This window comes from Pseudoalteromonas sp. XMcav1-K, from assembly GCF_044005875.1.
GTDB classification, from domain to species: domain Bacteria; phylum Pseudomonadota; class Gammaproteobacteria; order Enterobacterales; family Alteromonadaceae; genus Pseudoalteromonas; species Pseudoalteromonas spongiae.
Window position 1 is genome coordinate 297,924 of sequence record NZ_JBIPJE010000045.1, and the last position, 19,122, is coordinate 317,045.

Below are 19,122 nucleotides of genomic sequence, written 5' to 3' on the forward strand. Positions count from 1 at the left end.
CATGAAAAACTCAGTAAATTAATACTAATTGATAACCTTACTGGTCATAATCGTGAAGTCGTCAATAACTCATTGATAATAGTTATTATTACCAAACAAAAACCTAACCACTTTGCAACCAATTAAAGCACGTTAATGGGATTACGCAATAGTCTGTTTTATATGTCGACTTCACTTTAGATATTCATTTTCTGGCATTGTAACACGAGGATATCACAAGCAGGATTTAGCCAAATAATACCCATTATAAATGAAAATTATAGTAGGAAGAAAAAATATAATTTAGGTTAATATTTGAACGCAACAGAGTGTTAAATAGTGTTTTACCACCAGATCCGTTCGATATCTATATCTTTCATAATTCTGCTCCCAAGTAATATTTGGTGCTTATTTGTTATGTCCATACTGTGGATATTAAAATTGAGTTTACTCACATCAGCTTCTTTATCACCAGCTTTAAAACGATAAACCGTTTTAATTCGGTCAGTTGCGTAAAAGTAATCATCTACAGAGTTAAATCGCATATTTAAATCGACAATAACATTGTCAGGCAGTGTAACTAATTCTTTAGTATCTAGATTAACTAAGCCTTTATCAGTTGCGGCATAAGGCACACCGTTATTACTGTTAAATAGTGACAATGAGTTGACTGATAATATGGTTTGCTGTTCCTCTGTTATAAAATCATAACGCTTAACCCGCGCATCATCACCTTTTTCTACATACAACAAAGTATTACTGTTTTCGCCCCATATGATCGACAATAGTTCTTTTTTCGCTAAAAAATCAACGCTGCGTAATTTACCCGACTCTACATTTAAAATTTCAATGCGGTTATTTCGTTCAAACAACAAATGGTTGCTGTTTGGGCTTAATTTTAACTTTGATAATACAGTTGCTTTATCTTCAAAATGGGTTAATTGCTTAACGCCTAATTTGTTGCCATGCCATACCTGCGGTATGCCACTTCGTTTAGAAATAAAATAGGATTGCTGGCGCTCATTATCGTACTGAATAAAATATGAGTTGTGTTTTGATTCATAAATACTATACGCATCATGCCCACGGCCAAAGTCATCAACTTGTTTAAAACCGTAGTGTTGGGTGTTACCTGTTGTGTAATAAAGATCTGTTTTGCTTCTGTGACTTATATAATAAGGAAACACAAAATCAGGTAGTGATAGGCGTTCAATGACACTTGATGAGTTAATGTCGATTGTTACGATTTGGTCATAATCGATAAATCGCAACGTTTTCGTGTCTACCCAATCTAATGCAAATGAATACGTTGCTGACTTATTTTGATATAGCCTTTTTGACTCTAGCGTTTCGAATGAATGTAAAAACACTTGCACACGCTTATTTTTCTCAAAAATTAAATAAGCCAACCACTTTCCGTCTTTTGACAGCTTTGGCATCGCTGGGCCAAACAAATCAGGACGCGCCGGAACCAATGCATGTGATGTCTTTGTTTCTGTATCGTACTTTAACAAGGCTTTTGTTTTTAGTTCGTTATTGCTCGATGTGTAATACAAATATCGCCCTTGTTTATCGAGCGCTGCGTAGCCATCTGTTTGGTAATTACAATCTGATAGATGAGTAAAATCCGAACTTGCTGTAAAACCCGATATATTTGCCAACAGAATTTCGCATTTACCCAAACTCAAGTCTACCGCTTGCACAATTAAACTGTGCTGCTGATTTTGCCACGCCAATGCGGAAATCATCATTGTTGGGTGAACCAACGTAATTTCTTGCTTATCCGCGATCCGTCTAATATGGACTTTTCTCTCTTTGGTTTCTGGATAAGAGCGAGTGTAAGCCATAAAGGCTTTATCAAAACTAAATAACGGAAGCATTTCAGCCCCGCTATCGTTAGTTACAAGTTCGGTTTTAAAATCTGCCGTCGCCACATAATCGCTGTCTTGTTTTGGCCAAAAATACCAACAAAGTTGCCCAACAACCAACAGCAATACACCAATAACAAGCAAAGTATTTGGACGTACATTCGTTCGCGTTGATTTCTCTTTTTCGTTAACTTCAGTGCTTTGGGTTTCAATTATTTTTGGCTGTAGTTGTAAGCTATAGCCTTTACGATAATGGGTTTTGATTAGCGGCGCTTCAAGCTCAGAATGCTGGAGTTGTTTCCTCAATTCAGACATTGCGCGATTTATCGCATTGTCGTCAACAAATGATTGCTGCCAAACATTATCAACCAACATTTGGCGAGAAATAATTTGCTTTGGATGTGCAATAAAATACCGCAATAACTTAACAAGAAGTGGGTCTAATTCCGTTTTAATATCACCGTTCGATAGCAAACATAAATCGCTATCAAAAAGCCAAGGTCCTAACTGATAAATCACGTTGGTCGCAGTTAACAAAAATAAACGCGATATTAGCATAACTCGTTTTGTTTTCTACAAGTAATATTATTTATTTAAAAAATAATCAGATAAGGTTTCATTTAACATATTGAAATTTAGATATAATTTTAAAAGAAACCTTATATTTCACGATATAATAGTTTGATAAGAGACAAAGATTAATTTAATCGGCATCATGGCCCCACAAACGTAATTTATGTAAAGCGGAAATAACCGATGTCACTTATTGCACTTATTTTTTCAGCACAATTAGCAATACCTGAGCTTAATCAGAATGAAGTGTTACAAGCTTCAGATACAAACCAGTACTCACACACAAAGCAGACGAATACGCAACAAGTAAAAAAGAAGCAAGTGGAAAAGAAAAAAGACACTGGTAGCCTTTTTTCAGTGTCTTTTAAGATTAGGTTTTAGCCTTTAGTTTTTTAATGGTTATTTAACCAGGTAAATACCGCTTTTCACGTTAAACTTCGCTTGAGTATATTTAACCATTTCAAGAAACATAAAGGCGGTCAAAATTAACCGCCTGTATAACTAATTACTGTTCACCATACTGGTCGTTTCCTATCGTTTCCTTTGGTTGCGAACTTGCTTCTTCCATATCCTCAACAATATCATCTAATGCTGCATTCATTGCATCCAAATCAGCTTTAAGATTATCAGCAAATTTTGATTCATTCGCTTTACTTTGCTGTGCAATTGCCTCTTGTCTTAATGCATCGACATCAATGCTTTTACCCTCACCCGCTTCGCCAAACACATCTTCGAAATTAGTATCTTTAGCAGCAATATTTTGATCTTCAGCCATTGCAGCAGCTTGTTGTTCAAAGCCAGTGTTCATTTGCCCTTCAAAGTCGTATGCCGCTTGCGCCTGTTCAGCAATATTTTGGTCAACTGCAATTTGTCTATTCACTGGTGAATCACTTTGATTCACAACATCATCAATATAGCCAGCCGTAGCGCCTAAATTAATGTTATCTGGTATGCCTTCAATGCTGCCTTCTCGGCTAAGTTGTGGTCCATTTGCCACAACATTAACATCTGCATCTTCACCGCTTTGGTTCATCATGGCTTCTATATTTGCCTGAATTTGATTTGGCACATCATCCATTGCCATCATGTTATTAACAGGGGCTCCTGGTCCCATACCGGCACCCGGTTGGTCATTCTGATCAACAACAATAGACACTCCCGCCTCAAGATTGGCATGGCTATCAATGGAAAGACCATTATTGTTACTTGAAATCATGTTTTTAATACTATTAAAAATTGAATTTGCTTTATCACTAATTGCTTCGCCAATATCCGCTAATTTTACAGAGGCTTTATCGCACCACTCGGCTACATCGTCTTTCACATTACTTAGCGTCGCAACAATCGAGTTTTTAATTGAAGTGCAGGCATTACTAAACTTATCTTGCCAGCTCACAGACACAGGGTCATTTGACACTTGTTGCACATCACGGTGACCTAATTCAGCACTGTTAATCTGAGAGTTTGCATCATTATTACTATTAACTTGTGATGGGTTAATCACATTTGTTTGTGAAGCGGATTGTGTACCGCCTATATCAGGTATTGGCATATTCGTTCCTAATAAGTAACTAACTTAATGTTGTTTTCCTAAATTAAGACTTATTATGATGGGTAAAATACGGTGAATTATGCAGAAATGTGTGCAATTAATTTTATTTGGACACCCAGCTTAAAACACAAGTAACCACTTGATTTTAAACACTATTCCATTAAGCTATTAATAATAAATGTCATCAGGTTCAATTTCTTCAGAATGATTATTATCTAAACTGCGCACAAAACGGATAATATCTGCAACTGCTTCAATGTATTCCTCTGTAATAAAGTTATCCATTTCAACCTTTGCAAACAAACCTCGCGCTAAATATTTTTGGCGGATAACTGGCACACCATGTTTTTCAGCAATGGTTCTAATTTTCTTTGCCGAGAGTAGTTCACCTTTAATCGTGACATAGGGCAATGGCGCTGCGGTTGCATCATATTTTAAGCCTACAGCTATTCGCGTTGGGTTAGTCACAATCACATCGGAAGATTTAACTCTCGCTTCGACTTGCTCTTCCATTAACTCTTGATGCAATTGTTTGCGGCGACCTTTAATTTCTGGGCTGCCTTCCATCTCTTTATATTCACGTTTAACTTCATCATGACTCATCATCAGCTGTTTTTTATGCTGTTTCATTTCGAGCAAATAGTCAGCTGCGGCCAAAAAGATAAACACACCTAAACAGTACAAAATTAATTTAAATACTAAGCTGCCTGATAACGTAAAGGCACACGCTGCGCCACAGTGAGGTATTGCCATCAGCGTTTTCATTTCATTGGTGAGAATAAAATAGGCAGTGTAGCTCAGCACAATAATTTTAATCAGCGACTTAATGAACTCCATTAAGTTCTTAAAGCTAAATATTTTTTTTGCGCCTTCTTTCGGGCTTATTTTTTTAAGCTCAGGTTTGATTGGTTTGGCGCTCATAATCCAGCCACTTTGTACTAAATTACTTATGATGCCAGTTAGAAAAACGATTGAAAGTAATGGCGCAAGCAATTTCATCGTCTGCAACAAAAACAATAATAAAATTTGGCCAATGGTTTTATTAAATGTGTGATTCTCAACGCGATCATAGAAATGCGTTGGTAAACTAAACAATGTCATAATCTGTTCGAGTAACACTGTGCCAAAAATATAGAAATAGCCCATTACAGCTAGCAACATAGCAAGTGACACTATTTCTTTGCTTTTCGCAACTTGGCCATCTTTTTTAGCATCTTTGAGCTTTTTCGGGGTGGGTTGTTCGGTTTTTTCAGACACAAAGATACCTAAAACGAGCTAATCATAAATTCGATGATTTGACTGGGTGTTTTTTCGATTAAATCGTATAAGTGCTCTACTAAGTATTTTAGATATAAAATTAATACAAAGAGCGCAATCGCACTTTTCACTGGCATGGCAAGAAAAAATACATTCAGCTGAGGTGCAAATCGGCTAATTAAAGCCAGCGAAAATTCAGATAAAAACATGGCTAGAATTACTGGTGCAGACAACACAACAACCAATTCCATCACTAAATCTAATTGGCTCAAAATAAACGTGTCCAACCCTGTCATAAACTGTGGCAACAGCACACCAACAGGCCACACAGCGTAACTTTGCACCATAACAAGGATAAGCGATAAAAACGCGCCACTAATAACAAAAATAGTGACCATTATTTGTGTCATAAAAATACCTAGCGGTGAAGTCTGCTCGCCCATAATCGGGTTGACCGAGCTCGCCATCGCCGCGCCGCGTTGGTTATCAATAAAAAAGCCAACGCCTTCGGCAATCCAAAATGGCACAGCCGCCATATATCCAATCACCAGCCCTAACGTCATTTCTTTGATTAATATCGTAAAGTAGTCCGCCAACGATAAATCGGGTGGCAATGAGTCTGCGGTCATTGGGTAGATAAAAAGCGCAAACGACAACATGGCGCCATTTCGTACCATGCTGCCACCCAGCACAGACTTACTTAATACCGGTAGTATCATAAACGCTACCGTTAAACGCGGTACACCGAGCAGATAGGTTTTAATAATTTGTTCAAGCCCTGCCGCATCTAACATGGTTAACCACCAATCGCTTTAAAGATATTGTCGGTCAAAGTACTAATCTCTTGTCCCATCCAATTGCCTGTAATCATCAAAGTGACAACTACAGCAATAAGCTTTAGCACAAACGATAGGGTTTGCTCTTGAATTTGCGTTAATGCTTGCACCAAACTTGTTAGGGTACCTACTAATGATGCGGCAACTATGGTCGGCAATGATAAAATCAAGGTTAAATAAAGTGCTTCATTCGCTAGTTGGATAAGTTCCGCTGTCGACAAATTCACTGGCTAATACCCCGCGATTAAACCATGCGTAAGACGTGTCCAACCATCAAGCAACACAAATACTAATAATTTAAATGGCAATGAAATTGTCATCGGCGACACCATCATCATACCCATTGCCAATAAGATGTTTGACACTATCAAATCGATTACAAGAAACGGTAAGTAGATTAAAAAACCTATTTTAAATGCTTCTGTGATTTGTGTGACTGTAAACGCTGGCATCAGTACTAATAGGCTGTTTTCATTCAATGTTTTAGCATGTTTTTCAGGCCATAGCTCGTGTGCTTTATTAATAAAAAAATCACGTTCTGTTTCGGTGGTATTTTTATGAAGAAATTGTAAGTACGGCTTAAGCCCATTATCAATTAATTCACCAAAACGTTCTGGCGATTCTACTACTTTAGGGTTGTTATCCATATACTCTTTTACTTCAAAACCCACAGGGGCCATCACGTACAAGGTTAACACCATTGCAACACCGTAAAGCGCCATATTCGGTGGTGTTTGCTGCACACCTAGCGCATTTCTTAATAGTGAAAATACAATCACTATTTTTATAAATGAGGTCGCCATCACTGCTAAAAAGGGCACAAGGGCTAATGCGCCTAAAGCAATAATTAACGAGACGTAATCTAAATCATTGCCGAGCATATTAGTTTCCAGCTACATCCAAGATACGTACACCCAGTTTTTCGCCTACCTTGACTAATTCGCCATTGGCAATCACTTGATTATTCACTTTTATCAAAATCGGGGAATCGGGTTTGCAATCACTTTCAAACACATAACCTGGTTGAAGGTTCTGCACATCCGGTAAAGACAAGGTCTTTGATGGTAAAGAAAAATCCAATTCAACTTGAACAGTATTTAAATCAAATACCGCATTAGGTTGTGCAAGTTGCTCTTCGCTCATGGTATTACTCCAAGAATGTTCAATTGTGATGGTGTGGTTATTAAGCTTTGCTTGCCAAGCAGGTGTGTTTTCTATCAAAAGACAAACACGCTGCTCTTTGTCGAAATAACATTGGTCAAAAAACACAACATCGCCGCAAGCAAGCGCTAAGTAGTCGGTTTGAGGCAAAGTTGTTTTACCCATGCTAAAACTAAGCTTGAGGTCGATTGCCGAAATACCTTGTCTTACTGATGTTGGGTTTTGTGAAATTAAGCGCGCTAGCTGGTGTTGTTTTAACGCGATAATTAAGGCTAAATCGTCGGGTGTACTTAGTGTAAATTCGCAGCAAAAAGACTCTTCATCTGCTTTGTAAGGTGAAGAAAGTGAGATCGATGAAATCGCTACAAATTCACCGAATAATTGTTTAAAACTGCCTTGAAGTGGTGACAGCAGTTTTTCAATCAAAGCTTCAAGTAAAGCCGAAGGTAAGGAGGTAATACTTAATGCATACCCTTGTCTTTCAAGCCATGTCTGCAATGCAGCATGGGTTGCGAATAGACTAAATGACTGTTGCCCAACTGCACACTCAATTTTAACCAGCTCCCCCTGCGGCTTTGAGATTTGACGCAACTGATGACAGGTTACCTGATCTGATACGAGTCTTAGCGGTTGTTTTAGTAATAAATTAGCAAACCTAACCTGTTCAGGTGCTGTCGCGGCTAATTCGAATTTTTCTACCATCATGATTGCTCACCCTCAGTCTGCTCGTCTCGCTCTTCTTGTTGCTGTCTTTGCTGATCAGAGTCATTCATTGAGAATTGGGTATTAAATTGCGGATAGCGTTCATTCAGTACTAGTTTTAAATCTGGTAAAGACTGCGTAAGCTGCGCCAAAACGTGTGATGACGAAACATCGAAATGAATTGTTAAACGCCCTTGTTCAATGTCAATTTGTACTTTACCGCCTTGTAAATATTGACTTTCTAATGAGATGGACAATGACGGCGATTGCTTAAGTATTGCTTCGTCAATCTGGGCAAAGTGTGATTTAAAATTTTCTACAATGTGAATTTGGTCAATAGACTTTAACTGGGCTCGAAAAACTTGCTCAACCGATGGCAAAGCGTGCGGTGTACTTTGTAATGACACTGAGCTTGCCACTTCATTTATTGAGTCGCCCAAGTTTTCTAATGCAGCTTCAAGGCTTGGCATTACTTTTTGCGGAGCATGGGCCCAGTGAATAGTCGTATGTAGTTCACCTTTGTAGGTAATATTTAGCTGATTGTTATGTAATAAATCATTTACGTCTTTAGAAAACGCAATATCGTTCAACACACTACCATGAAAACCATGCGAAGGCTCAGGCATGAAAATTTGACTGGCAACCACATTATTGTTTGTCACAGGCGCTTTATTCAAACTAACGGTATTGATGTTTGCACTGGTTAATAAGTCGATTGAGCTAGCGTTCGGATTATCATACTGCGATTTAGTTAATGCTGTTGGCAAAGGAAGCGTGATCGCATCAAATTGGTTTATGTTTTTAGTGTCATTTGCTTTGACTGGTGCTAATTCAAATACAACTGGATGGGGAGCAAGTTCAAACGCTTTACTTGGAAAAACTGGACGTTTTTCAATAGTTTCGATAGCATTGACTTGCTTTGGGGTAAACGCGGTATCACTCAGCTTAATGTTGCTGTGTGGGTTCTTGTTTAACGGCTGAACTATTAGTTCAGCTTGCACTTGCACTTGCACTTGCACTGTGCAATTTGAATGCGCAATCTCGTCAATTTTTTTATTAACGTGTGCAGTTGTTTTATCTTCCAGCGGAATAATCAAGTGCTCAAAACCGTCACAACAAGCAACTGTCGGCTCATGGCATAACAAAGAAAGTTCACAGGCTTGATAGGTTGAAATAACGTTATTTGCACCGCGTATTTGTGCACTCACATTATCATCAACACCTTTAGTAGCAATTATCGGGTTTTGCTGCTTTTTAGGAAAATCATAATCTGACGTCAGAAATTCATCCAGTTGGGAGTGTGATATCACACGCTGTTCTTGCTTTATTGTCGTTTTCTCAGGATTATTTTCATTCGGCGTTAGCGCCAAACCATCATTAATCTGATGGTATTTAGTCTGTTTTTTATCATTCATTAAATGATTAAAGCGACTGCCCTGCTCAGTTAGTTGAGCGCCGTGATTTGTCGGCACATCAACCCCATTAGAAGGTCGATTTTGCATCGTATCATTAGTAATTTTCATATGGATTTCATTCCCGAAAAGCGCGATGTCACAAATTCATCGAGTTGGTTTTCTTCGTTGCGATTGGCCAGTAATGCACGCTTTGTGTTTTCAAGTGCAATTAAAGAAGCAAACTTTTCCATCGCTTTATTCGCTGTTTGTAACTCAGCCTGACATACCTGAACGGTGTTTTTTGCCGCTTCAATCTGCTGTTCACACGTCGCGATATTTTTTTTCAAGGTCGCATCATGGCTGCGAAGGTTGGCAATTTTGAGGCGAAACTTATCAACGCCAGAACGTGTTAAAAACGCATCATGTGCCTGCTGATAGAGGGCTTTTTCTTGTTCTTTTCGCCACACGATATACTCTTCTAACGTTTCAATGTGCCCCTTAAGCTCCGTTTCTAACGCACGCAACCTTGCACCAGCTTGCAACAGTGCTTGCTCTGATTTGTCTCGTTGGCGTTGTTTTATTTGTTGTAAGCGTTCAAGCATCATTTAAATAACGCCTGTAACATCTCGGCAGACTTATCAAACGGAATGTTTTCTTCTGTGCCTTGTTGTAAAAATGCTTTCACCCGGTCAATGACCTCCACAGCCTTATCCGTTTCTTGGTCTTGTCCTTTTTGGTATTCACCAATTCGAATAAGCAGTTCGACTTCTTTGTATTTAGCAAGCGCATTTCGTAAACTTAGTGCCGCCTGTTTATGGCCTGAACTAACAAAATGATTCATCACACGACTTGCACTTTGTAATACATCAATTGCCGGATAATGTGCCGCAGCAGCAAGCTCTCGAGACAATACAATATGGCCATCTAATATTGAGCGCGTTTCATCGGCAACTGGCTCGGTCATATCATCACCTTCAACCAAAACCGTGTATAAAGCCGTAATCGAACTGGTATTTGACTGACCTGCGCGCTCCATTAATTGTGGTAATGCTGCAAATACTGAAGGCGGGTAACCACGACGTGTTGGTGGCTCGCCTGCTGCGAGACCAATTTCTCGAAGCGCCCGTGCATAGCGCGTTACAGAATCCATTAAGAGCAGAACTTTTTTACCCTGATCACGAAAATGCTCTGCTATAGAAGTGGCGACAAGGGCTGCTTTTGCCCGTTCCATCGCGGGTCTATCTGAGGTAGCTACAACAAGTACTGCTTTTTTACGGCCTGCTTCGCCTAAATCACGCTCTATAAACTCGCGTACTTCACGTCCACGTTCACCAATAAGCGCAAGTACTGTGATATCAACATCGGCATTACGAATAAGCATGGCAAGTAAGGTACTTTTACCACCGCCAGCAGCCGCAAAAATCCCAAGACGTTGCCCCTCGCCACAACTCAGCACACCGTCAATGGCTTTAACACCCAAAGAGAGTGGTTTTTCGATGGTATTTCGCGTCATTGCATTTGGCGCATCAGCATACACACTGATTAACGTGCCTTTTTCAGAGTCAGCGTGTTCCTCTTTATTCATTGGTTGGCCAAGGCCGTCAACCACTTCACCGAGTAGATGCTCACCCACCCTAATTTGGTGAGGTTTGCCTGTTGGGATCACCTCTGTGCTGTTTGAGATCCCCATCATGTCACCCATCGGGGTCAAGAGTGCTTGGTGTTCATCAAAGCCAACCACTTCTGCAAGGACAAAGCTATTATTTTCAGGATCAACTAAACGACATAATTCGCCAATTTTTACCCCAGGCACCACAGCCCGAATAATGGTTCCGGAAACCTGAGACACCCATCCCCTCACGCGCAATGGACGTGCAACAGATAAATTCGCATTCATCTGTGCCATACGCTTTGCGTTAGCATCTTTTTGCTCGTTAATTAACTCGGTTAGGGTATTACTAAATTCTGACACGGAATATCGTTAGTTAGTTTTGCTTAACGTTATTATGTAAAAACGTAAGGGATAACGATTTTAACCAAGGGCGGCTTTTTTTATAGTTTAGGCAAGAATAGAAATTGAAGGCGTGGGCGATTGCCCACGCCTAACTATTACACGACAACTTTACCAACTGGTTGCACATTGATTTCTTTGGTTAATTCTTGAAAAGAAACGACCGGTAACTCATAAAGTTCACTTTCAAGTAACTTGCGCACATAGCGACGAATATCCATCGCTACCAGCAACACAGGTTTACGTTGATATTTCTTTAAATCACCCACTGTACTTACTGCATTCGCAATAAATTTTTGCGAGGTACTTGGGTCAAGCGCTAAATAACAGCCTGTTGAGGTTTGTCTAATGGCTCCACGGATTTGCTCCTCAATTTGCTGATCGAGCATAAATGCTGGTAATACATTTTGCCCAGCAGCGTACTTGTAGCAAATAAATCTTCGTTGACTCGCACGAATGTACTCGGTGAGCTGCACAACGTCTTTTTCTTTTTGACCCCATTCAACCAGAGATTCTAAGATAACGCGCAAATTTCGAATCGAGATATCTTCTGACACTAAACGTTGCATCACCTCACTCATTTTATGAATAGGCACCACACGCTGGGCTTCTTTTACTAATTCGCCGTAATGAGGTTCGAGCTTTTCAAGTAAAAAACGGGTTTCTTGAATACCAATAAACTCTTCTGCATATTTACGTAGCACATGGGCTAAGTGAAAAGTCATCACTTTATCGATTGAAAAATACGATAATGAACCTGCAATCACTTCTTCAAGATCTTCTTTATCAACCCATAAACTCGGCATATTTGGCAAAAAAGCCTGCTCTTGCTGATAGGCAATACCAAGCATATCTAACTGTTGCGCCGGCTCGGAAACTAATATCTTATTGGGTACAAGCTTGCCACGAGCCACTGGCAGCTCTTGCATCAAAATCGCGTATTCACCCTTTGGCATAGCTGCATTAAAACGCAAATGCACGCCGGGAAACGGTACGCCCATGTCTAAATAAAGTGCTCGCCTGACTTCTGCAAGCTCAGCATTTAAATTGGTCGCATCAAGTGCTGTTTCTAAATTTGCGGATACATCAACCAAGAGCGGAACAGTAATCGAAAAGTCATCTCCTTGCGCTTTACTTTTAGCAGCTGCTTTTTTGCTTTCAGCGGAACTTGTCGCTGCTGCGCCACTGCCTTTAGACAATACTTCTGGCAAGGTCTCAACGGTTTGAACCGCTTCTTGATTACGCTTTATTAAATAGACGCCACCTGCACCAATCACAGCAGCAAAGCCTAAGAAGATAAATGTGGGAAAACCGGGGATGAGCGCAAAACCAGTTAATAGTGCTGCGCCAATAAGCAGCGCTTTTGGTTGAGCTGTCACCTGCGAGCCAATATCACCACCTAGGTTTTGTTGATCTTCTTCGTCTTCATCACCTGCTGAAACACGGGTAACGATAATACCGGCAGTAATTGAAATAAACAGTGCTGGTATTTGCGAAATAAGTCCATCACCTATGGTTAAAATTGAATACACCTCAAGGGCTTCGCCTGCCGACATCGCGGCTTGACTCATACCAATGGTAATACCGCCTAAAATATTCACGAAAATAATAATTAAACCAGCGACAGCGTCGCCTTTCACAAACTTCATTGCACCGTCCATTGAGCCAAATAACTGGCTCTCACGGCTTAGGGCATTTCGCTTTACTCGCGCTTCATCAACGTCTAATACCCCTGCGCGCATATCACCATCGATACTCATTTGTTTGCCCGGCATGGCATCAAGAGAAAAGCGTGCACTTACCTCAGCGACACGCTCTGCCCCTTTGGTGATAACCATAAATTGGACAATAGTAATAATTAAGAAAATAACCACACCGACCACTAAATTACCACCCACAACAAAGTTACCAAAGGTGGTAATAATATCACCAGCATCACCATCCATTAGGATAAGGCGGGTAGTGGTAATGGAAAGTGCCAAACGAAAAAGTGTAGTGATCAACAACACGGCTGGAAATGCAGTAAACTCAAGCGGTGATTTGATGTATACCGACATCATCAGTAGCACCACAGCAATTGAAAGATTCATTGCAATTAAGCCATCAACTAAGCCTGTTGGTAGCGGTAGAATCATCATAAAAATGATGGCGACAAGTAACACTGCAAGTGCTAAGTCACTGCGTTGACTCATTTTAAGCAGAAGGTTTTTCATCACTTTCCTGATTTATATTTGAGGCTAAAGAAAGGTACAACTGATGGGCTCTTCGTGCACCGATAAGATCGTCCGCTTGGAATCGTGAAAAGCTTAAACAATAATAAATTGCTGCACGCTGCTCACAGTTCAATTGGTTATCCGCAAGCAATCGCTCTACTCGTTGTTCTAATAAGGTTAATTCGCCAAGATCTGCCCAGGCGCGACAGAGCATCAGACCTGTTTCTAAATCGGCACCATAAACCGACTCAACCAAGTTAATTAACGACACCGCCTTTTCATTGCTGGCATAGTCTTGTTGCAGCTGCGCTTGCATCAATAGCCATTGACGATACTCACGATGAGGTCGCTCTATTTTATTGTGTTGAACTGGTGTTTCGGTCATCATTGCACCAACAATTTACTACTGATATTCAAGATTAAAGACAACTCTGCAATTTCATTTAACACCGCTCTGGCTTCTCGCTCTGTCTTAGCGTCTACATCGCCACTTTTTTTCATTTCGCCTAACCATTGCAAAGTATCGGTAGGCATATTGAATAAATTGAGATGCGCAATTTCTTTACATGTTGCATCGGATAACCGGCAGGTATTTTCGACTAACGTTTGGCCTTGGTAAACGTGAAAAAGCGCATCAAAATGCGAGTCAATCGCTTCTCCTAGCTGGGGCAATTCTGACTTTTCAGGCAGTTTGGTGGGCACTTCGTCATGTCGTATATGACTGATGGAGGTTAAACCCACTTTTAAATCAATCGGTGTGCTCATTACAATGCCTTAATCGTTTGGCTTTCATTAAGTAAGGCGGTAAAGGCTTGCTCTAACGCAATTTCGGTAATCTCTTCGTGAGCTAAATTTAGCTGCACAATGGCTTGGTTTTGATACCAGTGATAGCGGAAAAACTGCCCTTTTTGAAAGTGTATCGGGTTCATCTTGATTAAATAGGCGAGAACCTGAGTCTGACTCGATAACACAATAGGTGTTAAAAAACTCACCATTAATTGCGAATCAAGAACAGATATTTCACAGGTTATGTCTCCATCGAATTGCAAAGACAAATGAGGAGAACTCTGCCACGGCTGCATCGGTAAACCGAGCTTGGCTAAAAAACCATTTAAGCTGCTCTCTAACCAGTCAGTCATAGCGCTTCCTCGATTGCAATCACCGCATGACGTGCCGCTTCTAATGCCAATACACATTGCCCGTGCTGCTCTGGATCTTTAAACGCATCGTGAGGAATGTTATTCACAATATTACGCACCTCAGCAAGCAAATTTATTTGTGTACCAAGCGGTAAATCACTTACATTGAGTGCTCTTTCCACGTCAGCTTGTTCAGCCCACGGCATATCATTTATGGTAATGACACTTTGCATTAGTCCGCGTGGCGTGACTTGTGCTTGGTCGAGCTTTTGCGCAACCTCGTTACATTGATCAAACATCGCCGCCAGCATTTTCAGACGGTTCATATCTTTCATAATTACACTAAGTTGCGACTTATCGATACTGCTGCCTTGCGCTTCATAATCGGCTGCAAGCGCTTGCAACATAAAGGCAACGGCAGTCTCAAAACGACTTTCACCATACTTTTCAATTAAATCCGAAAATGCAGCAGCAGTGCCTTGGTAATCCATTACCGAATCAGCATAGAATTGGCGCAGCTGACTACCTTCATCTAAACCGACATTGGCAGCTTCAATAGTTGGAATAAAGGTGTTAACACCTAAGGTCAATGTTTGACCGTATTTGCGCTCTAGTTCAGCTAACTGTTGGTTAACCAGTTGAAGAATGGCTTCATTGCCCTCGCCTGCACTAAGTTGCTCACGCACACTTAATAAGCCAATGTATTGCTCCGTTACATCATCGCTGAATTCTTGTAATTTTTGTCTAAGCGCTTGATGGTCGGTTTTGCCACCTGATAGTAAATCTGCCGCTAACTCATCTAATTGATTGCGTTTTTCAACTTTAAACGCCATTTCCATTAATTGTTGAATTTTTTCAACACGGTCAGCATTTGACTGACGCATGTCTTTGGCTTTACTTTGCGTAAATTGAGCTGATGCTTTATCGCCCAACGCTTTCGTCAGCTCTTCTAGTGCATTTAGATGGTTTTGTGCACTGTTTCCAATCACTCCGACAGAAGTGTTTTGAAACTGGCTGGTTGTTTTCGTTTCGACATTTGCTCCCGCCAGTTTTGCATTAAACTGATTTGGGTTTATCGGCGCTGCATTTATAGACATATTTCACTCCTTAGGGTAAGAGTAAATCAATTAATAAGGCGATTTTTGTGAAAAAAGACGAGTTTTTATTAAGTTTTGGCCCAAGTATTAGGTTTGTGTTGTATTTGCTGATGTAAACACATAGCCATGGCCATAAAGCGATAAGATAAACTGTGTGTTAGGACACACTTTCTTAAACTTTTTACGTAAATTACAGATCAACCTATCTAACGTGCGGTCTTCAGGGTTAGGTCTAAAGCGCCCTAAAGCCATCATTAATCGCTCTCTTGATAAGGTCTCGTTGTGATTATCAATCAGCATTTTTAATATTTTTGCTTCACTGTATGACAGTGAGCCGATAACTTTTTCATCAACACTGAGCACTCGGCTTTGTGAACAAAAATGCCACTTTTTATCATCAACTACTGGCGCAGTGGCTGGCAGTGATTGCATCAATTGTTGTTGCTGTAAGGTGGTAATCACGGTTCTAATTTCAAGTGCAAGTGCTTGTTTAGAAAACACGTGATTCACGCCTAGGTTATAAAATGCTAATCGTTGATTCTCAGTCAATATATCCGACAAAACAAATAACATGCCTCGCGTTTTAATTTTGAGAGATTCAACATCACTCGTCAGAGCAGAGTCTTCATCGAAGATGATAACCGTAGAGACCGTTAGATTGGCCAATAAGCTAAGTGCACGTTGACAGTTTTGTTCAATTAAAACAAACCAGCCAACCTCTGCAAAGCCTGTTTGGAGGCGTTCTACAGCGAGATGATCCGTACCAATAATTAAAATTGTTTGCGGAATTGCTTCAACATTATGCACCATAGAATACCCCCGTTTAGACTTACCTTATTAAACCGATAACAAGCTCGAGTGCAATGGCATAACCTCATCGGGCATGTCATCTTTCGCGGTTGTTAAGGTCATTTGCCAAAACAGTGCTACCTGTGTGAAAGATAAAATCTTTTGTGCTAATTGTTCACCCTCTTCAATTACCGAAGGTAATAGTTTTACCAGCACAATTTGATTGCTTGCAGCATCAATGCCCACTTTACACCCTTGTAACTGAACACCCGTTGCATTGGCATTTAGCATTAAGTTATACACAGATGAAGGTAAATCACTTGTCGGTTTTGCTAACGCTGCTTTTAAGCCAAACGTGCCGTCACTCGGATGAAACGAGATGCGAAACACCAATTGCTCTAAATTTACTTGATAATCTTCGTCTGTCAGTGCCTGTGGTGTGACTTCTAATAAAGCGCACGCTTCTTCAACCATTAATTTGAATTGTTTCATATTAATTACTCCTTCGCGCTAAACTGATAACAGTGTGTTATCTAATGGCTGGTTTGTTGATGTCGGTAAGTATTTAACTTCGGCGATGTCTTTTTTCACTTGTTCAGCAATGTCGACAAACTTATTTAACTCTGCGATAACCAATTCTGCACGGTCTAACTCACTTGGTAACAATTGATAAATTGTCACGATATTGTCATTCGGTAAAACACCAATCGACGTGCCACCAGTTGCGCTAAATTCTGCATTTTTTTGCAGAATAAATGTGCTTACTGGCGGAACCTCATCATCATTCAGTGTTTCTAGTTGAGCGTAGAAAAAGAGACTTTCTTTTTCCGTCTCGGTTTCATCAGCGGGTTCTATTAACACCCGAATGCCATCAATCAAAAGTGCATAAAAGTCTTCTTTTACATCAGGTTTGTCGAAGCCAATAAGCTTTGCACATTCAGTGACTAATTCTTTGAATTTATTACTCATGATATTCTCTCTTAGTGAAGCAGCTTTACTGCTCCACTGGTTTAATACAGTTAACGTGTTTGTTATAGCGGACTAATTTTCGCCCATTCCTGGTACCGTTAAGGTATTGCCATAGGTGTGTGTTCTGCCAATCGGATTATTTGACACATTGCCATTAGTCTCGTCTGAAATAGCTAATTGATCGTCATTTTGTGGCACACTTAAATCATTTACCGACAAGCTATTGGTTGGCTCTATCACATCCGCGGCTTTTGAAATATGCGCTAATGTCATATGACTGTGACTAAACGTGCTTGAATGAGTTATTTGATCATTTGCAGCAGTTGGTGCGCCTGCTGGCGCCAATGTCGGAGCAACAGTTGGCGCGATAGTTGGAGCCGGAGCTGCATTTGCTTGCGGATCAAAGCGCGTGCCCTCAATGTTTTTTTGCAGCTGAATAACCATGCTGGTATTCGCTGCATTGAGTAAATAGGTCGCCTCTTTTGCCGCCGCCCTAAACGAAATATCAAGATTTTCTTTACAATCAAGAACTGCTTGCTTTTGCGCAAATAATGGGTCGCTCTGCTCTAAAGTTTCGGAGCGTTTTACGTCCACCGCTTCGAGTTGTGCGAGTTGCTCGGGCTGTACAACTGGAGTCATTTTATTCAATTGACCCGCTGGTATTTGAGCTGTTTCAATGCGTGCTGGATTATCTTCAGTTTGTGCACGTGTAGCTAATTCCAGATCTTTGAGTGCTTCTAAATAATTTTGGATATCCTGTGAGAATACGTTGCGGGCGACACCTGCGATATTTATTTGTAAATCAGAATTTGTTCTGACGAATTTGCTGTGAACCTCTAGCGTATCACCCAAGGTAAAATCTAAATTTTGGCTTTGCCTTGAAAGCGGGGCATCTGCATCAATTAAAAAGTTTTCCTGAATTGATTTCAGAAATTCTAGATTTTCCGTCGCAAATTCCTTATCAATCTGTTTAGTCAAAACTTTTGCTAATGGGGTTTTATTATCAAGCTCTTTCAATAAAAAACTTTCATTTAAGTGATGACTCGTTCCTGGATACGCATTCAATATTGTATAGCTCGTCTCTGCACTTAACTTATCTGCAGGTCGGTTGAGTCGCATATCGCGATCAACACGCACTTGAATTGCCTGTTCATCATGACCTAGCGCGTTTGCAGTCGCTTCCTGAGTCATCTCTTTTGTCGTAACTGCGGCCTCGCGCACGCCCTGCAACCCGTGAAATAAACGTGAATTCTCAACGTGTTTTTCCACTTTGCTCCAAAATTCTCCAAACTTTTCACAAAAACCATCAACCATTTTTTGAAATGCATTGCGGTTATCATTTGATGCTGCTTGTTGTGCTTGGGTTTCGGATTGGTTTGTTACATCAGTCACTTGACGATTGTTAGTCGCATTATTACTAACTGTAGTAGGCGTATTATCTACATTTGTGGTCGTCTGAGTGGTGGTTTGACTCACATCACCCACATTATTACTGCCTATAGTCATGTTATTTCCTTTTTTATGGCTGAGAATGCACAGAGAAATCCCCTTAGCATCTCAATAACATTGTTGTATGTTCACG

20 protein-coding genes are annotated in these 19,122 nt (G+C 40.3%); 1 reads left to right on the plus strand and 19 read right to left on the minus strand.

What is annotated here, in order from left to right; genetic code table 11:
* Positions 1–323: 323 nt before the first annotated feature.
* On the minus strand, positions 324–2,405 hold the full coding sequence (locus ACHSBP_RS14240; RefSeq protein WP_395389239.1) for a winged helix-turn-helix domain-containing protein: 2,082 nt from the start codon (positions 2,403–2,405) through the stop codon (positions 324–326).
* Between the two features lie 198 nt (positions 2,406–2,603).
* Here ACHSBP_RS14240 and ACHSBP_RS14245 point away from each other — a divergent pair, with 198 nt between their 5' ends.
* On the plus strand, positions 2,604–2,801 hold the full coding sequence (locus tag ACHSBP_RS14245) for a hypothetical protein (protein ID WP_010558995.1): 198 nt from the start codon (positions 2,604–2,606) through the stop codon (positions 2,799–2,801).
* 124 nt (positions 2,802–2,925) lie between these two features.
* Here the strand turns inward: ACHSBP_RS14245 and ACHSBP_RS14250 are convergent, their stop codons facing one another.
* The 18 genes from ACHSBP_RS14250 to ACHSBP_RS14335 form a co-directional block, all read right to left on the minus strand.
* Complete coding sequence (locus ACHSBP_RS14250) at positions 2,926–3,972, minus strand: hypothetical protein (protein ID WP_395389240.1); 1,047 nt, start codon at positions 3,970–3,972, stop codon at positions 2,926–2,928.
* A gap of 168 nt (positions 3,973–4,140) precedes the next feature.
* Positions 4,141–5,229, minus strand: coding sequence for a type III secretion system export apparatus subunit SctU (sctU, locus tag ACHSBP_RS14255; RefSeq protein WP_395389241.1), 1,089 nt, complete (start codon positions 5,227–5,229; stop codon positions 4,141–4,143).
* 8 nt (positions 5,230–5,237) lie between these two features.
* On the minus strand, positions 5,238–6,023 hold the full coding sequence (sctT, locus tag ACHSBP_RS14260) for a type III secretion system export apparatus subunit SctT (protein ID WP_010558992.1): 786 nt from the start codon (positions 6,021–6,023) through the stop codon (positions 5,238–5,240).
* A 2-nt stretch (positions 6,024–6,025) separates the two neighbouring features.
* Positions 6,026–6,292: a type III secretion system export apparatus subunit SctS gene (gene sctS / locus ACHSBP_RS14265; protein ID WP_010558991.1), complete on the minus strand. Its 267-nt coding sequence runs from the start codon at positions 6,290–6,292 to the stop codon at positions 6,026–6,028.
* A 3-nt stretch (positions 6,293–6,295) separates the two neighbouring features.
* On the minus strand, positions 6,296–6,946 hold the full coding sequence (gene sctR, locus ACHSBP_RS14270) for a type III secretion system export apparatus subunit SctR (protein WP_395389242.1): 651 nt from the start codon (positions 6,944–6,946) through the stop codon (positions 6,296–6,298).
* A 1-nt stretch (position 6,947) separates the two neighbouring features.
* Complete coding sequence (sctQ, locus tag ACHSBP_RS14275; RefSeq protein ID WP_010558989.1) at positions 6,948–7,931, minus strand: type III secretion system cytoplasmic ring protein SctQ; 984 nt, start codon at positions 7,929–7,931, stop codon at positions 6,948–6,950.
* Complete coding sequence (locus tag ACHSBP_RS14280) at positions 7,928–9,451, minus strand: hypothetical protein (protein WP_395389243.1); 1,524 nt, start codon at positions 9,449–9,451, stop codon at positions 7,928–7,930. The genes sctQ and ACHSBP_RS14280 overlap by 4 nt, the downstream gene beginning before the upstream one ends.
* Positions 9,448–9,927 carry a YscO family type III secretion system apparatus protein gene (locus ACHSBP_RS14285; protein WP_395389244.1) on the minus strand — a complete coding sequence of 160 codons (480 nt, stop codon included), beginning with the start codon at positions 9,925–9,927 and terminating at the stop codon, positions 9,448–9,450. The genes ACHSBP_RS14280 and ACHSBP_RS14285 overlap by 4 nt, the downstream gene beginning before the upstream one ends.
* Positions 9,924–11,294 carry a type III secretion system ATPase SctN gene (sctN, locus tag ACHSBP_RS14290; protein WP_010558986.1) on the minus strand — a complete coding sequence of 457 codons (1,371 nt, stop codon included), beginning with the start codon at positions 11,292–11,294 and terminating at the stop codon, positions 9,924–9,926. Before sctN ends, ACHSBP_RS14285 begins: the two co-directional genes overlap by 4 nt.
* 137 nt (positions 11,295–11,431) lie before the next feature.
* Complete coding sequence (gene sctV / locus ACHSBP_RS14295) at positions 11,432–13,546, minus strand: type III secretion system export apparatus subunit SctV (protein WP_395389245.1); 2,115 nt, start codon at positions 13,544–13,546, stop codon at positions 11,432–11,434.
* Entirely contained in the window at positions 13,527–13,931 is a 405-nt protein-coding gene (locus ACHSBP_RS14300; RefSeq protein ID WP_010558984.1) for a hypothetical protein, read from the minus strand. The genes sctV and ACHSBP_RS14300 overlap by 20 nt, the downstream gene beginning before the upstream one ends.
* On the minus strand, positions 13,931–14,311 hold the full coding sequence (locus ACHSBP_RS14305) for a hypothetical protein (protein ID WP_010558983.1): 381 nt from the start codon (positions 14,309–14,311) through the stop codon (positions 13,931–13,933). The genes ACHSBP_RS14300 and ACHSBP_RS14305 overlap by 1 nt, the downstream gene beginning before the upstream one ends.
* Positions 14,311–14,685 carry a hypothetical protein gene (locus ACHSBP_RS14310; RefSeq protein WP_395389246.1) on the minus strand — a complete coding sequence of 125 codons (375 nt, stop codon included), beginning with the start codon at positions 14,683–14,685 and terminating at the stop codon, positions 14,311–14,313. The genes ACHSBP_RS14305 and ACHSBP_RS14310 overlap by 1 nt, the downstream gene beginning before the upstream one ends.
* Positions 14,682–15,782: a type III secretion system gatekeeper subunit SctW gene (sctW, locus tag ACHSBP_RS14315; RefSeq protein ID WP_010558981.1), complete on the minus strand. Its 1,101-nt coding sequence runs from the start codon at positions 15,780–15,782 to the stop codon at positions 14,682–14,684. Before sctW ends, ACHSBP_RS14310 begins: the two co-directional genes overlap by 4 nt.
* Positions 15,783–15,869: 87 nt before the next feature.
* The gene (locus ACHSBP_RS14320; protein ID WP_010558980.1) at positions 15,870–16,592 is read right to left on the minus strand and encodes a winged helix-turn-helix domain-containing protein; all 723 of its coding nucleotides are present in this window, start codon (positions 16,590–16,592) and stop codon (positions 15,870–15,872) included.
* Positions 16,593–16,619: 27 nt separating this feature from the next.
* Positions 16,620–17,063 (minus strand): type III secretion system chaperone, encoded by a 444-nt coding sequence (locus ACHSBP_RS14325; protein WP_010558979.1) that lies wholly within the window; start codon positions 17,061–17,063, stop codon positions 16,620–16,622.
* Positions 17,064–17,081: 18 nt separating this feature from the next.
* Positions 17,082–17,540, minus strand: coding sequence for a type III secretion system chaperone (locus tag ACHSBP_RS14330; RefSeq protein ID WP_010558978.1), 459 nt, complete (start codon positions 17,538–17,540; stop codon positions 17,082–17,084).
* Between the two features lie 72 nt (positions 17,541–17,612).
* Positions 17,613–19,046 (minus strand): hypothetical protein, encoded by a 1,434-nt coding sequence (locus tag ACHSBP_RS14335; protein WP_010558977.1) that lies wholly within the window; start codon positions 19,044–19,046, stop codon positions 17,613–17,615.
* Positions 19,047–19,122: the final 76 nt, after the last annotated feature.